The organism is Pseudarthrobacter sp. MOO14 (assembly GCF_058267675.1).
In genome coordinates, this window is sequence record NZ_CM177849.1 from 2,221,741 (window position 1) to 2,234,679 (window position 12,939).

Here is a 12,939-nt window from a genome sequence, read left to right on the forward strand (position 1 = left end):
GGCCACGGGGACGGGCGGCCGGCGTCATGCAACGCCGCCGCAACCCCGCCCGCTGCGCGGTTCGCATATGCTCACCTGAGATGTCCACACTGGCTCAACGACGAACCAACAGGAGCAACCCATGACCAACTGGCGGATCAGGGATTTCCACTCGGCGGACCTCGACGGGATCCTGCACCTTTGGGAGACCCTGAAGGCGAACAACGTCGAACCTGTGTATGCGCTCTCCGAGGTCCTCGCGTCCTGCGAGAAGGACCACGCGGTGGTGGCGGTGCAGGGCGACCAGGTGGTGGGCGCCGCGGTCGGACGCGCCGCGCACGACCAAGGGTGGATCGTGTTCCTGGCCACCCTCCCCGAATACCGGGGCCGCGGCATCGGCACCTCGCTGCTGGCCGCCGTCGAGAACCGGATGGCCCCGCACGGGCTGAACAAGCTCTCAGCGCTGATGCCGGAGTCCGAAACGCGGGTGGAGGCCTTCCTGGGCAGGGGCTTTGCGTTGAAGAAGAACCTGCGGTACTTCGAGCGCACCATTCCGGTGCAGCGCCAGGAACTGGGGGCCCTGGGCCAGCTGGGCGGCCGCGTCCTCGCCCGGGACCTGTGGGAGAACGTGGCCGGCATGCGCAAGGAAAAGGAGCTGCTGGAACGCCGCCTGGTGCTCCCGCTGGCCGAGGCGGACTTGGCCGATGAATTCGGCGTGGTGCCGCCGCGCGCCGTCGTCCTCTTCGGCCCGCCTGGCACCGGCAAGACCACGTTCGCGAAGGCCATCGCATCCCGGCTCGAGTGGCCGTTCGTGGAGGTGTTCCCGTCCCGGCTGGCCGGCGACCCGCAGGGCCTGGCCGGTGCGCTGCGGGAGACCTTCCTGGAGATCGCGGAGCTGGAGCACGCCGTGGTGTTCATCGACGAGGTGGAGGAGATCGCGTCCCAGCGGGCCGGTGATCCGCCGTCGCCGCTGCAGGGCGTGACCAATGAGCTGCTGAAGATCATTCCGGCATTCCGCGAGCAGCCCGGCCGGCTGCTGGTGTGCGCCACCAATTTCATCCGGGCGCTGGACTCCGCCTTCCTGCGCCACGGCAGGTTCGACTACGTGATTCCCATCGGATTGCCGGACCGGCAGGCACGCGAGGCGATGTGGCAGCGGTTCATCCCCGCGGCCGTGGTGGACGCCGTGGACGTGGAACTGCTGGTGGAACGCACCGAAGGGTTTTCGCCGGCGGACATCGAGTACGCTGCCCGCAGCGCTTCCCAGCGGGCTTTGGAAAAGGCAGTGTACGACGACGGCGGGCTGGCATCGGGCGGTGACGCTTCGGTGCGCGAGGCGGTGCGGAAGGGCCCGTCCACCCAGGATTACCTGGATGCGGTCGGTGAAACGCGCACCACCGTCAGCGCGGAGGTGCAGGCGGATTTCCTGGAAGACATCGGCTCGCTGGGCCGGGTCTAATCCCCGGAAACGTCGTCGTAGGAGAGGTTCTCGTAGTCGGTGTCGTCGTCCTCGTCCAGCATGGCGTCGAATTCCTCCAGCAGCCAGGGGTTGATCCGGGCCAGGATCTTGCGGGTTTCCTCCACGGGAACCGCCGCGTACAGCACCGGCCGGGCGTCGTCGTAGCGGGTGACGGGCGGTTTGTCCGGCCACTTTTCCGCGAGGGCCTTCACCCGTTCGGGCAGCGAGTTATGGGCGTTGTCGGCAATTTTGACCAGGGTCGCGTCGTGGTCCTCGGCGATGAAGCGGATTCCGGCCTGGTAGTCGTCGGGGTTGTCGTGCAGCCGTTTGGTGACGCGCTCGATGATGCGCACGGCGCGCTCGGAGACGCCCATGTCCAGCAGCGCCTGCCGGGTGATCGGGGTGTCTTCCGCGATGTCATGCAGGTAGCCGGCGATCCGGATGTCGTCGTCGAAGTCCGCAAGGGCGTCGCCGACGGCCAGGACATGCTCGCGGTACGGCCGCTTGAGTTTGTCCTTTTGGCGGTTGTGGGCAACTTCGGCGAGGACCTTGGCAGTCTCCACCGTGAATCGCGGCCCGTGGAGGCTCGCGTCCGCGGTTCCTGTTTCTGGCATGGGTCCAGCCTACGCGCCCGCCCCGGGCACGCCCGGCCACGTCCATGGCTCCATGGGGAGCGAGCTGGGGTCAAAGGACTCCAGGGCATGGTCCAACGGACCGGGCGGAAGGCCCACGGATTCGAGGATGGCGTCGCGGACCCGGGTTGCGTCCACCCTTGCCGTTGCCAGGTCCGCCAGGGTCACGGCGCCGTCGCGCTTCGCCAGCCGGGCGCCGTCGACGTTTACCACGAGGGGCACATGGGCATATTCCGGTACGGGAATATTCAGCAGGGACGCGAGATACGCCTGGCGTGGCGTGGACGGCAGGAGGTCCCCACCCCGGACCACCTGGTCTATGCCCTGAGCGGCATCGTCCACCACCACCGCGAGGTTGTACGCGGTGACACCGTCATTGCGGCGCAGCACAAGATCGTCCACCACCCCGGTGAACTCGCCGTGCAGGGTGTCATGGACCGTGAATTCGGTGACGTCCGCCCGCAGCCGGAGGGCCGCGGGCCGGGTGGAGCGCTTGAACTCCAGCTCCGCCCGGCCCAGGTTCCGGCAGGTCCCCGGGTAGGCGCCTTGGGGAGCGTGCGGCGCGGAGGCTGCTTCCTGGATTTCCCGGCGCGTGCAGAAGCACTCGTAGGTGAGCCCCGCCTGTTCCAGGCCGGCAATGGCCCGGGCGTAGAGGGGCCCGCGTGTCGTCTGCCGCACCACGTCGCCGTCCCAGGTCACGCCGACGGCCTGGAGGTCCCGCAGCTGTCCCGCCTCTGATCCGGCGCGGGCGCGGTCCAGGTCCTCCACCCGCAGGAGGAACGCCCGTCCCGTGGATCGGGCAAAGAGCCAGGCGAGGATGGCGGTCCGCAGGTTTCCGACGTGCAGGTCACCGGAGGGACTGGGGGCGAAACGTCCGGCGGAGGTCATGGATCCACCTTAAACGGAACAGCACAAGAGCCCCTCAGCTACCGATGACTTCGGGGAATGCCGACGTCGGTAGCTCAGGGGCTCTTGCCGTGTGATGCGGAATGACATTGGTGTGAACAAGAGTCAATCTGCGGCAGCGTCCCTGCGGGAAGCTTGGTCCAGGGTCCGGGTGGTGTGCCGGGGATCCTGTAGCCTGCGGGGCTGCGGCGGTAGCCTGCATCCCTTATTGCCATGATTTCAGCAGATGCCCTACAGTAGGCGCAACCGAGGTCACTCGGACTGGTCAGACTGACTAATTGATGATGCACAGCAAAGCAGGAAGTGGTCAGATTGCAGGAACTCGATTCGACCGACAGGCGCATCCTGGCCGCGCTTGATAACGATCCACGGGTGCCCATCATGGTGCTTGCCCAGAAACTGGGCCTTGCCCGCGGCACCGTCCAGTCGCGCCTGGAGCGGATGGCCGCCTCGGGCGCCCTCCGCCCCAACAGCAGCCGGGTCCTGCCCTCCGCGCTCGGCCGTGGCGTGGCCGCAGCTGTCAGCGCAGAACTGGACCAAAGCCACCTTAACGAGGCGATCGCTGCGCTGCGCAAGATCCCCGAAGTCCTGGAATGCCATGCCCCCGCGGGGGACACTGACCTGCTGATCCGCGTGGTGGCCAAAAGCCCCGACGATCTCTACCGGGTCTCCGAGGAGATCCGCCTCTGCCCGGGCATTGTCCGCACCTCAACGAGCATGTTCCTGCGCGAGGTCATCCCGTACCGGACCACCGGGCTCCTGCAGGAGGGGCAGGGGTAGCCTGGCGCCCACAGGGCAGCTCTCCCCATCGCCGCCGGTCGGCGGCTGCGGTTAGGCTGGCACGGGATCCAACAGGGGGAAAATATGGCGGGGAATTTTTACGGCGGTGATGTGGCACAGCTCCGGCAGCTTGCCAAGGACCTGTCCAGGAGTGCGAGCCGGCTAGAGTCCCTGGGCCAGCAGCTCTCCAGCAGCATCGCTTCAGGGCTGTGGAAGGGGCACGACGGCGACAGGTTCCGCAGCGAGTGGACCTCCTCCCACGCCAGGTTGCTGAGGTCTGCCACCGCAGGGCTGGAATCGGCGTCCAAAGCATTGCTGGCCAACGCGGACGAGCAGGAGAAAGCCAGTGCCGGCGGTTCCGGCGGGACTGGAACAGGAGGCTCGGGCGCGTCCGGTGGCGGTACTGCGCAGGAACTGACGGATCTGCTGACCGGCATGTCCCCCTCGGAGCGGCTGCAGTACCTGCAGGGCGCGGAGTTCCGCCAGTGGGCCCTGGCCAACCCGGAGGCGGCCAAGGCAGCAATGGACGCCGCCGCAGATTCCGGGCTGATCGAGAAGAAGTCCCCGGAATATGCGGACTTCCTCAGCTCGTACTGGAACAACCAAGCGATGCTGCAGATGGGGATCGACCCCTCCACCTGGGACACCTCCAAGGGGACCGAATACAACTGGAATACCATCCGCAGCGTCTACGACTATTACGGACAGGCCTACCTCGCGAACCCCGACCTCCAGTGGGCTGGAATGGCCAACATGATCGGGCCATCGTTCGCCGGCGGTTTCCGGGACATGGCCGTGCTGCGGGACTTGGCCCGCCAGATCGCGGACAACCCGGCCTCCGATGTTCCCCTGCCGGTCCTGGACCAGCTGGAGCAGCTTGCCGGCATGTCAGACCAGGAGATCCGCTTCTACGAAACCAGCATGCTGGACATGAACAAGGAAATCTTCCTTGACCAGGCACGCCAGCACCAGGCCTACCTCAACGGCGGTATCGAAGAAATCAACCGGCTCCGCGACTCAGGCGCCATCGATCCCGAGACGGCGCGTGCATGGGCCCAGGTGGACTCCGGCATTCCGGATGAAGTTCGGAAGGGCAATACGGCCCTGCTTTACCGCGAGCAGAACGACATCATCGCGGACGACTACGACTCCATGCGCAGCCACCCCGGCGGCGAAGCCGTGACATACATGGTGACCCTCGCCGGCGAACCCTCCATCCCGGGCGCCAGGAGCTATCCGGAGGTATTTCCTTACAGCTTCAGCGTGGAAAGTCCCGGCCCGCAGAACATCCCGTTCACCAACTGGGACAACCCGGCCCAGTTCCGCACCGATTTCACCACCGGCTTCCCGGACGGCAACATCGCCAACGCGGACCAGCGCTGGAACCTCATCAAGCAGGACACGCTGCCTGCCTATCAGCATCTGTTGGCAACAGATCCGGCCCGCGCGGCCGGGATCATCGGATCCGACTTCGATGCCCGGGTGGACCAGTACCGGCCCACCAACAACATCCCTGCCATCATGGGCCGCTTCCTTGATGGTTTCGGAGCCGAGGTGCACCAGTGACAACGCCCTTTCTTTCTGCCGGCCGCGCACTGCGGCCGCGTGCCGGCGTCGTCCTGGTCCTCCTGGCCGCTGCTGCACTGGCGGGCTGCGCGCCCGCCGTCCCGACCTCCACTCCGCCGTCCGCCTCATCACCTTCCGCAGGGAGCACCGTGCACACTTCCGAATTTTCCACCCTTGACGCCGCCGGCGTGGATGCCATCCGCGAGACGAGGACCGCCCGCCTGGACATGCGCTCGGGCAGGCTGCAAAAAGCGTCGGTGAGGCTGACCGACGACAGCTTTGGCCCGGAGATCAACACCCGCGACCTCGGCAAGATTTCCCTGACCATTGCCGGTCCCACCGGAGACGTGCAGGCCGAAACAGACCGCATCCGCTTCAGCACCACGGAAAAGGAGCCCGATTTCCGCGAGGTGACCTATTTCCTGACTGCAGGGTCGCTGGAGGAGTACACCGGCCTGATCCGGGACGGGGTTGAGAAGTATGGGGTGGACTCTGCCGCCGCGGAGAGGTGGATCAGCAGCATGGAAAGCAATCCGGGCACCAAGAGCAATTTCTCCATCACGTCCGGCACCAGCACGGGACTTGAAGTGAACTACGACCTCCGCTACGACGGCTCGAAGGACGTCCAGGTCATCATCGTCCACGTCAACCCGCTGACCTAGCCTTCCTACACGGGCGGACCGGCGTTGGACTTGAGGTTCTTCATCACGAGGGTGGACGTCAACCGCTCCACCCCGGGAAGCGATGTCAGTTCGGTGTCGTAAAAACGCTGGTAGGCGGGCAGGTCTGCGGCGATGATCTTCAGCAGGTAGTCGGGCGAGCCGAACAACCGCTGCGCCTCCACGATGTTGGGATTGTCCGCCACCCGGTTCTCGAAGATTTCCATGGTGGGACGGTCCACCTGGCGCAGGGTGACGAACACGATCGCCTCGAAACCCAGGCCGACCGCCGCCGGGTCAATGTCCGCCTTGTAGCCGCGGATCACGCCGGACTGCTCCAGGTCACGCAGCCGGCGGTGGCAGGGCGCCACCGTCAGCCCCACCTTTGCGGCGAGCGCCGTGGCAGTCATCCGGCCATCCTCCTGGAGGTAGCGCAAAATATTCCTGTCAATGCCGTCTATCACGCAATAAACATACTGCCCGTACCGCGAGGCGGGCGAAAACCGGACAGCACTTATGGCGTGATTCTCCCTAAGGTTGCTCTTGAGACACCGTCGACAGGAGAACCCCCGTGAATCCCCAGCTGTTCCTGGCCTTTATCGTGGTGGCCGCCGCTTTGGCCTGCACGCCGGGAGTGGACTGGGCGTACACCATTGCCGCCGGCCTCCGGCAGCGCAGTTTGGTGCCGGCGGTGGCGGGGCTCTGCGGTGGCTACATCCTCCACACCGTCCTGCTGGTGGCAGGCCTGGCGGCGCTGTTGGCCGGAATGCCTGGTCTCCTGGGCTGGATCACCCTGGCCGGTGCGGCCTATCTTCTCTGGCTCGGCATTGGGACCCTCCGGTCCTGGCGGGGTGCAAGCTTTGGTGCCGCGGCGGCAGGCGGCTCCGGAACGCGGCTGCGCACCTTCCTGCAGGGCATGGGGACCAGCGGGATCAACCCCAAGGGGCTGCTGTTCTATGTGGCGCTGATTCCGCAGTTCGTCAGCGCGGACGCCTCCCTGCCGGTGCCGGTGCAGTCGGGACTGCTGGGTATGACGTTCGTGGCCCTGGCGGGGCTGGTCTACACGGCGGTGGCACTGCTCTCGAGGACGCTCCTGCAGAGCCGGCCCGGGGCTGCGCGCGTGGTGACCCTTGCCAGCGGCATCATCATGGTTGCTTTGGGGACCGTCCTGCTCGGCGAGCAGGTGGTGCCGTTCCTCGCCGGCCGCGCCTAGTCACCGCTGAGTTCCTTCCAGTCCTGCTCCCACATCCGCCGCATTTCCTCGTCCTTGCGGATGGGCACCGGCGCCCCGATTTCCCGTTGCGGCTCCGGGTCCCCGCGCCGGCGTCCCCAGTCGCGCGGATTCAGGGACCGCCGGCTTGACTCCAAGACCAGCAGCGCGCGGTCCGTCAGGGCGTCGTTGCGGAGTGCCAGGTGGGTCTTGCGGCGGCGCAGGACCTCGGCGATGGCCTGCTGCGCCGCGTCCAGCCGACCTTCCCGGCGCAGCGCCCGGGCTCGGACCAGGAGCAGGGCAGCAGAGAGGTCGTCGGCGTTCAGCAAGCCCTCCGTCCAATCGATGACAGTGCGGCTCCGGCCAAGGTCCAGGGCCAGCGAGCAGCGGGCCAAAGCCATGGGGAGTGACGGCGGCAACCCCGAGAGGGCGTCCAGGGCAGCTTCCGTGCGGCCTGTCTCGCGCAACGAATGGGCCAGGGCCAGGAACACCGACTCCTCGCTGAACAGCACCGGGATTTCCACCCGTTCTGCCAGTTCGATCCGGGTGATGATCCTGGTGAGGTAGGTGGAGGAGTACCGGTTGGCCTCCTCATCGTTCCGGGTGGTGAGCCCGCGCTGCAGGAGTTCGGAGGCACGGAGGTAGCCGCCGTGTTTGTACTCGAGGAGGCCTGCCATGAGGTAGCACAGCCCGGCCCAGCCGGGGTAGGTCCGCGCCAGGTAGATCAGCCGCTCGGGTTCGCGGCTGGAGAAGACCGCCTCGTGGACGGCCCTGGCGGGCTTTGACGGCAACCGTTTAAGCCTCGGAACCTCGCCGTCGATGGACAGCAGGGCCGGGTTCCGTCCGCCCAGCACGCCGGTAAGCAGGCCGCCCACGCCGCCGGCAAGGTCGTGGACCGGCGTCCGCAGCTGGGCGTGCCCGAACGGCGTGAGGTCACGGCTGTCCCAATAGATCGGTGCGGTGTCCCCGGCGCTCATCGTTCCATGCTAACCGGGAAGGGGTGGGGCCCCGCCGGGCGGTCAGCGGCCGGCGGCCGCAATCCATACTCCGACCACCCAGGTGCTGGCGGCCAGGCAGGCCAGCCCGAACTCGGCGAGCATCCCCAGGCCGGTGGCCTTCAGGGCAGCCCAACTGGACCTGGCCGCCGTCGGAAAATCCCTGGTGCGGAGGAACTCGCTGACCAGCAGGCCGGCGGCAAAACCAACGAAGAGTCCCAGCACCGGGATGATGAACATCCCCACAACGGCCGCCACGAGCGCCACCACGACGCTCCGGCTGGGGATGGCGTGCTGCTTGAGCTTCCTGCCGGTGAGCACGGCGCCGGCGGTCATGCCCGCGGCAACAAAGATCATGGCCACCGCGAAAACCACCCACCCCACGGTGCCGGCGCCGCCCCAGATGGCCCAGGCCAGCAGGCTGATGCCTACCAGGACGCTGCCGGGAAGGACGGGGATGATGGTGCCGGCCACGCCCACCAGGATTCCCAGGCCGCACAGGATGGTCACCACGGTTTCGGAGGTCATGGTCCCCAGTCTAGGGGCGCTCCTCAAGCGCCCGACGGCGGTGCCTCCTTCCGCGAAGGAGGCACCGCCGTCGTTGCCTGTCCCCAGGCGAGGGCCTACTCCGCTTCCACCGCCGCGGCGACGGCTGCGGTGACCGCGGGGGCGACGCGGAGGTCCAGCGGGCTGGGCACGATGTAGTCGGCCGACAGGTCCCCGGCGGCCAGCTCCGCGATGGCGCGGGCGGCAGCCAGCTTCATGGCCGGCGTGATGCGGCGTGCGCCGGCGTCCAGCGCGCCGCGGAAGATACCCGGGAAGGCCAGGACGTTGTTGATCTGGTTCGGGAAGTCGCTGCGGCCGGTAGCCACCACCGCGGCGTACTTCACGGCTACCTCGGGCAGGACTTCGGGGTCCGGGTTGGACAGGGCAAACACAATGGCGTCCTGGTTCATCAGGGCCAGGTGTTCCTCGGCCAGCTTGGAGGAGGAGACGCCGATGAACACGTCCGCGCCGGCCAGCGCTTCGGCGGGGCCGCCGGTGATGCCGCGGGGGTTGCTGCGGGCTGCGATGTCCGCCTTCTTGCTGGCGGTGTCGGCCGCAAGGTCGGCGCGGCTGCTGTTGATGACACCGCGGGAGTCCAGCAGGACGACGTCGGTGATGCCGGCGGCCAGCAGGATCTCGGCGACGGCGATCCCGGCGGCACCGGCACCTGACACCACCACCTTGAGGCCTTCCAGGCCCCGGCCGGTCACCTTGGCGGCGTTGGTGAGGGCTGCGAGGGCCACGACGGCGGTCCCATGCTGGTCATCGTGCATGACGGGGCAGTCCAGCGCCTCGATCAGCTTTTCCTCGAGTTCAAAGCAGCGCGGTGCGGAGATGTCTTCGAGGTTGACGGCGCCGAAGCTGGGGCGCAGCCGGACCAGGGTCTCCACGATCTCGTCCACGTCGGTGGTGTTCAGGACCAGCGGGATGGAGTCGAGGTCGCCGAAGGTCTTGAAGAGCGCCGATTTGCCTTCCATGACGGGCAGCGAGGCGCTGGCGCCGATGTTGCCCAGGCCCAGGACGGCCGTGCCGTCGCTGACCACGACCACCAGGCGCTCGGCCCAGGTGAGGGTGCGGGCCAGTTCAGGCCTGGCGTGGATGGCGCGGCTGACTTCGGCAACACCAGGGGTGTAGGCGATGGACAGGTCCCGCTTGTTGGAGAGCGGAACGGTGCTGGTCACGGACAGCTTGCCGCCTTGGTGGGCGCCGAAGATTTCGTCTTCGGTCAGGGCCGTCGCTGCTGAGTTGTCGGTGGCGGTAACTGCGTCAATGGACACGTCGTTGTCTCCTGGTGCTCGCCGTGGGCGCACGGCACATGGAGCTGGAACCCGGCCGGGCCCAGCGGGGAAAGTAGTGCGACCGGAAACCCAAGGGTGGCGGGTCCAGGGGAACGCCGGGGGTGTTTCCGCCCTGCCGCTCCGGTGCGACCATGGTAGGCACCCACAAACGTCCGGCAGGAACGTCACGGAACCCCTGATGCAGTGCCAAAAGGTTTAAGCAGGCCTTTTAGTGATCCAGATCACGGCATTATGGCGGATTTAATTGCGCATTGGTCTAGACCAGTTACGCGGATTTAGTCACTGTTAATCCGGATTCAGCCTCCGGAGACAAGCGACCGCAGGCTTTTTTGAGGTCTTCCTCGGCTTCGAAGAGGGAAAGCCGGCGGTTCCGCACGGACTGGACCAGACCAGTGACGGTCAGCAGGAGGACCCGCGCGCCCACCGCATCGCCGCACGCGCCGGCAACGAGCTTCTCGCTGAGCGCGTCGATCTCGCGCAGGAGCTCCGTGGTATCCCGCTCCGGCAGGTACACACTCCGGCTCAGGCACTGTTCCACGGCAGGCTGCATGACGCGCATGTGGAAAATCTCCATCACCAGGCCGGAGAGGGCACGTCCGCGGAAACGCGGCGATGATCCACGGGCACCGGCCTGCAGTTCGTCCAGCTGGTGCCGGAAGAGCGCGAGCATCAGGTGGGTGGGAGACGGGAAATACCGGTAGAGCGTCCCCAGCGGGACGTCGGCTTTTTCTGCGACTTCGGAGAGCTCCACAGCGTCCAGTCCCTTGCGGGCAAACGCTGCGGCGGTGTCGAGGATCCGCGCGTAACGGAGGCGCTGGCGGGGAGCGGAAGGCCGGGCGGCCATGGGCGGATGGTCTGAAAAAGTCTCGGGCATCAGCATTCCGGGGTTGTGTTTTAGGGGACTGCGGCCAGGAGTGCCCCCACTTCCGTACCACCCTGCAGCCCGGTTCAACTATACGGCAACCGCACCGAGCAGGTTGGTCAGCGGGCTTACCTTCGGCCGCCTTCGGGTCAGTCCACGCCCTTGATCTTGACGACGAAAACAGCGCCCAAAAGCCCGATGACGGCGGCGGTGAGGAACAAGGTCCGGTAGCCGCCCGCGTACGTCACGGCCACCAGCGCCAGGGCCGGGGCAACCACCTGGGGCAGGGAGTTGGCCACATTGATTACGCCCATGTCCTTGCCGCGGCTGACGGCGAACGGGAGGACCTGGGTCAGCAGAGCGAAGTCCACCGCGAGGTAGGCACCGAAGCCGATGCCCAGGACCGCTGCCCCCGCGAGGGCGCCCGGCCACACGGGGAAGAACGCCATGATGGCCCCGGCCATGGCGATCGTGGCGGACGAACCGATGACGAACGGCTTCCGCCGGCCCACCCTGTCGCTCCAGGGACCGGCCAGCACGGCGGTGATCATCACCATCACCGCATAGATGCCGGTCAGGACCAGTACCCCCGCGGCCGGGTCAGGGTAGCCGATCACGTCCCGCAGGAAGAACAGCAGGTACACGATGGTCAGCTGGTTGCCCACGTTCACCAGGAACCGCGTCAGCCACGCCCAGGCGAAGTCCGGATACCGCACCGGGCTGATCCAGAAGCCCTTGGCAAAGACGCGGGGGCGGAAAGCCTCCAGTTCCGACGCCGGCAGGACGGGATCGTTCCGGTGGAAGAGGTACGGCAGGACGGACAGCAGGAGGGCCGCGGCGCACAGCCAGTAGCCCACCATGAAGTTGCCGGCAACCACCGCCCCGAAGACGGCGCCGGTGAGGATGCCCAGGGTCTGGCCCATGGCCGCGAGCCCGCCCACGCCGCCGCGCTGGGCCACGGGCACCCGGTCCGGGACGGCGGCGGTGATGGCAGCATAGGCGGCGTTCGCACCCAGTTGCACCAGGCACCAGAAAAGCACCATGAGCGCCACGGCGCCGGAAAACGACATCGCCAGCAGGGCCGCCGTCGCCAGCAGCGCCCCTGCCAAAATCCACGGGGCACGGCGGCCAAAGCGCGAGGTGGTCCGGTCCGAGAGGGCGCCGAAAAGCGGGTTGGCCACCAAGGACACGGCGGCACCGCAGGCCGTCACCAAGGAAAGGATGGCTTCCTTGCTGGGCGCGTCGATACTGATGGCCTGTTGGCCGATGAACACGTTGATCGGGCCGAAGAAGGCGGCGTTGATGCCGACGTTCACCAATACCAGGCCGGTGACCCACCGAGCGGTGACCTTCTGCACCGGCTCGGCGAGCGCCGCCGTCGCACTTTCCGGTGCGGAGCCGCCCGGCGGCAGAGGCTTCTTGGACAGACTCATTGGCTTGGCTCCCCCTGGTGCGGCCGGTTGGCGGTGGGAATCAGACTATCGTGGGCCGTACCTGGCCGCGGGGCCCCGCCCCGGTGCCCCGTCACTGAAGACCAAGGAGCAACAGATGAGCGCACCCACTCCCGCGGGAAACCCAGCCGTGAACACTGCAGACCTCTATGACGAGCGCGGCTCCGAACTGGCATCGATCTCCCTGCAGTTCCAGTCGCTGGGCGGACGGACGCATTTCAACGGCCCGGCCCGGACCATCCGGTGCTTCCAGGACAACGCCCTGGTGAAGTCGACGCTCGCATCCCCGGGGAACGGCGCCGTCCTGGTGGTGGACGGCGGCGGATCGCTGGGGACGGCCCTCATGGGGGACATGATCGCCGAAAGCGCCGTGGCGAACGGCTGGGCCGGCGTCGTGATCAATGGCGCCATCCGGGACCGGGAGGCCCTTGCCCGGCTGGACCTTGGGGTCAAGGCACTTGGCAGCAACCCGAAGAAGAGCCTGAAGGCCGGCGCCGGGGAGGTCGACGTGGACGTGGTGATCGACGGCGTGACCATCCGTGCCGGGGCCGCCATCTGGTGCGACCCGGACGGCATCCTCGTGGAGGCCTAGGCAG

14 protein-coding genes are annotated in these 12,939 nt (G+C 67.2%); 6 read left to right on the forward strand and 8 right to left on the reverse strand.

Annotated elements, in window-relative coordinates:
- The first annotated feature begins 121 nt into the window (after positions 1-121).
- Positions 122-1,438 (forward strand): ATP-binding protein, encoded by a 1,317-nt coding sequence (locus AC4EEV_RS10380; RefSeq protein WP_491328902.1) that lies wholly within the window; start codon positions 122-124, stop codon positions 1,436-1,438.
- On the opposite strand, the gene AC4EEV_RS10385 is transcribed toward AC4EEV_RS10380, so the two are convergent.
- Entirely contained in the window at positions 1,435-2,052 is a 618-nt protein-coding gene (locus tag AC4EEV_RS10385) for an HD domain-containing protein (RefSeq protein ID WP_133832334.1), read from the reverse strand. The genes AC4EEV_RS10380 and AC4EEV_RS10385 overlap by 4 nt on opposite strands.
- Positions 2,053-2,061: 9 nt before the next feature.
- Positions 2,062-2,958: a tRNA glutamyl-Q(34) synthetase GluQRS gene (gene gluQRS, locus AC4EEV_RS10390; RefSeq protein WP_491328903.1), complete on the reverse strand. Its 897-nt coding sequence runs from the start codon at positions 2,956-2,958 to the stop codon at positions 2,062-2,064.
- 330 nt (positions 2,959-3,288) lie between these two features.
- Here gluQRS and AC4EEV_RS10395 point away from each other — a divergent pair, with 330 nt between their 5' ends.
- The 3 genes from AC4EEV_RS10395 to AC4EEV_RS10405 all read left to right on the forward strand — a co-directional run bounded on the left by AC4EEV_RS10395 (position 3,289) and on the right by AC4EEV_RS10405 (position 5,984).
- Positions 3,289-3,756 carry an Lrp/AsnC family transcriptional regulator gene (locus AC4EEV_RS10395; protein ID WP_018763655.1) on the forward strand — a complete coding sequence of 156 codons (468 nt, stop codon included), beginning with the start codon at positions 3,289-3,291 and terminating at the stop codon, positions 3,754-3,756.
- Between the two features lie 84 nt (positions 3,757-3,840).
- Positions 3,841-5,322, forward strand: coding sequence for a WXG100 family type VII secretion target (locus AC4EEV_RS10400; RefSeq protein ID WP_018763656.1), 1,482 nt, complete (start codon positions 3,841-3,843; stop codon positions 5,320-5,322).
- On the forward strand, positions 5,319-5,984 hold the full coding sequence (locus tag AC4EEV_RS10405) for a hypothetical protein (RefSeq protein ID WP_491328904.1): 666 nt from the start codon (positions 5,319-5,321) through the stop codon (positions 5,982-5,984). Before AC4EEV_RS10400 ends, AC4EEV_RS10405 begins: the two co-directional genes overlap by 4 nt.
- Positions 5,985-5,989: 5 nt before the next feature.
- On the opposite strand, the gene AC4EEV_RS10410 is transcribed toward AC4EEV_RS10405, so the two are convergent.
- Entirely contained in the window at positions 5,990-6,445 is a 456-nt protein-coding gene (locus AC4EEV_RS10410; RefSeq protein ID WP_081624212.1) for an Lrp/AsnC family transcriptional regulator, read from the reverse strand.
- A gap of 107 nt (positions 6,446-6,552) precedes the next feature.
- Between AC4EEV_RS10410 and AC4EEV_RS10415 the strand changes: the two genes are divergently transcribed.
- Entirely contained in the window at positions 6,553-7,194 is a 642-nt protein-coding gene (locus AC4EEV_RS10415; protein WP_285319052.1) for a LysE family translocator, read from the forward strand.
- On the opposite strand, the gene AC4EEV_RS10420 is transcribed toward AC4EEV_RS10415, so the two are convergent.
- The 5 genes from AC4EEV_RS10420 to AC4EEV_RS10440 form a co-directional block, all read right to left on the reverse strand.
- Positions 7,191-8,168 (reverse strand): hypothetical protein, encoded by a 978-nt coding sequence (locus tag AC4EEV_RS10420; protein WP_133832340.1) that lies wholly within the window; start codon positions 8,166-8,168, stop codon positions 7,191-7,193. The two genes, AC4EEV_RS10415 and AC4EEV_RS10420, sit on opposite strands and share 4 nt — an antisense overlap.
- Before the next feature lie 42 nt (positions 8,169-8,210).
- The gene (locus AC4EEV_RS10425) at positions 8,211-8,714 is read right to left on the reverse strand and encodes a DUF456 domain-containing protein (RefSeq protein ID WP_018763661.1); all 504 of its coding nucleotides are present in this window, start codon (positions 8,712-8,714) and stop codon (positions 8,211-8,213) included.
- Between the two features lie 95 nt (positions 8,715-8,809).
- Positions 8,810-10,009: an NAD(P)-dependent malic enzyme gene (locus tag AC4EEV_RS10430; RefSeq protein WP_285319050.1), complete on the reverse strand. Its 1,200-nt coding sequence runs from the start codon at positions 10,007-10,009 to the stop codon at positions 8,810-8,812.
- Positions 10,010-10,295: 286 nt separating this feature from the next.
- Positions 10,296-10,904, reverse strand: coding sequence for a TetR/AcrR family transcriptional regulator (locus AC4EEV_RS10435; protein WP_018763663.1), 609 nt, complete (start codon positions 10,902-10,904; stop codon positions 10,296-10,298).
- A 137-nt stretch (positions 10,905-11,041) separates the two neighbouring features.
- Positions 11,042-12,325: an MFS transporter gene (locus AC4EEV_RS10440; protein ID WP_491328905.1), complete on the reverse strand. Its 1,284-nt coding sequence runs from the start codon at positions 12,323-12,325 to the stop codon at positions 11,042-11,044.
- 115 nt (positions 12,326-12,440) lie between these two features.
- Between AC4EEV_RS10440 and rraA the strand changes: the two genes are divergently transcribed.
- Positions 12,441-12,935 (forward strand): ribonuclease E activity regulator RraA, encoded by a 495-nt coding sequence (gene rraA / locus AC4EEV_RS10445; RefSeq protein WP_018763665.1) that lies wholly within the window; start codon positions 12,441-12,443, stop codon positions 12,933-12,935.
- The last annotated feature ends 4 nt before the right edge of the window (positions 12,936-12,939 follow it).

What these genes read in the sequence shown, in the direction of transcription:
- AC4EEV_RS10380 (WP_491328902.1), top strand. Translation starts at nt 122, where the DNA reads ATGACCAACTGGCGGATCAGGGATTTCCACTCGGCGGACCTCGACGGG.
- AC4EEV_RS10385 (WP_133832334.1), bottom strand. Translation starts at nt 2,052, where the DNA reads ATGCCAGAAACAGGAACCGCGGACGCGAGCCTCCACGGGCCGCGATTC.
- gluQRS (WP_491328903.1), bottom strand. Translation starts at nt 2,958, where the DNA reads ATGACCTCCGCCGGACGTTTCGCCCCCAGTCCCTCCGGTGACCTGCAC.
- AC4EEV_RS10400 (WP_018763656.1), top strand. Translation starts at nt 3,841, where the DNA reads ATGGCGGGGAATTTTTACGGCGGTGATGTGGCACAGCTCCGGCAGCTT.
- AC4EEV_RS10420 (WP_133832340.1), bottom strand. Translation starts at nt 8,168, where the DNA reads ATGAGCGCCGGGGACACCGCACCGATCTATTGGGACAGCCGTGACCTC.
- AC4EEV_RS10425 (WP_018763661.1), bottom strand. Translation starts at nt 8,714, where the DNA reads ATGACCTCCGAAACCGTGGTGACCATCCTGTGCGGCCTGGGAATCCTG.
- AC4EEV_RS10435 (WP_018763663.1), bottom strand. Translation starts at nt 10,904, where the DNA reads ATGCCCGAGACTTTTTCAGACCATCCGCCCATGGCCGCCCGGCCTTCC.
- AC4EEV_RS10440 (WP_491328905.1), bottom strand. Translation starts at nt 12,325, where the DNA reads ATGAGTCTGTCCAAGAAGCCTCTGCCGCCGGGCGGCTCCGCACCGGAA.
- rraA (WP_018763665.1), top strand. Translation starts at nt 12,441, where the DNA reads ATGAGCGCACCCACTCCCGCGGGAAACCCAGCCGTGAACACTGCAGAC.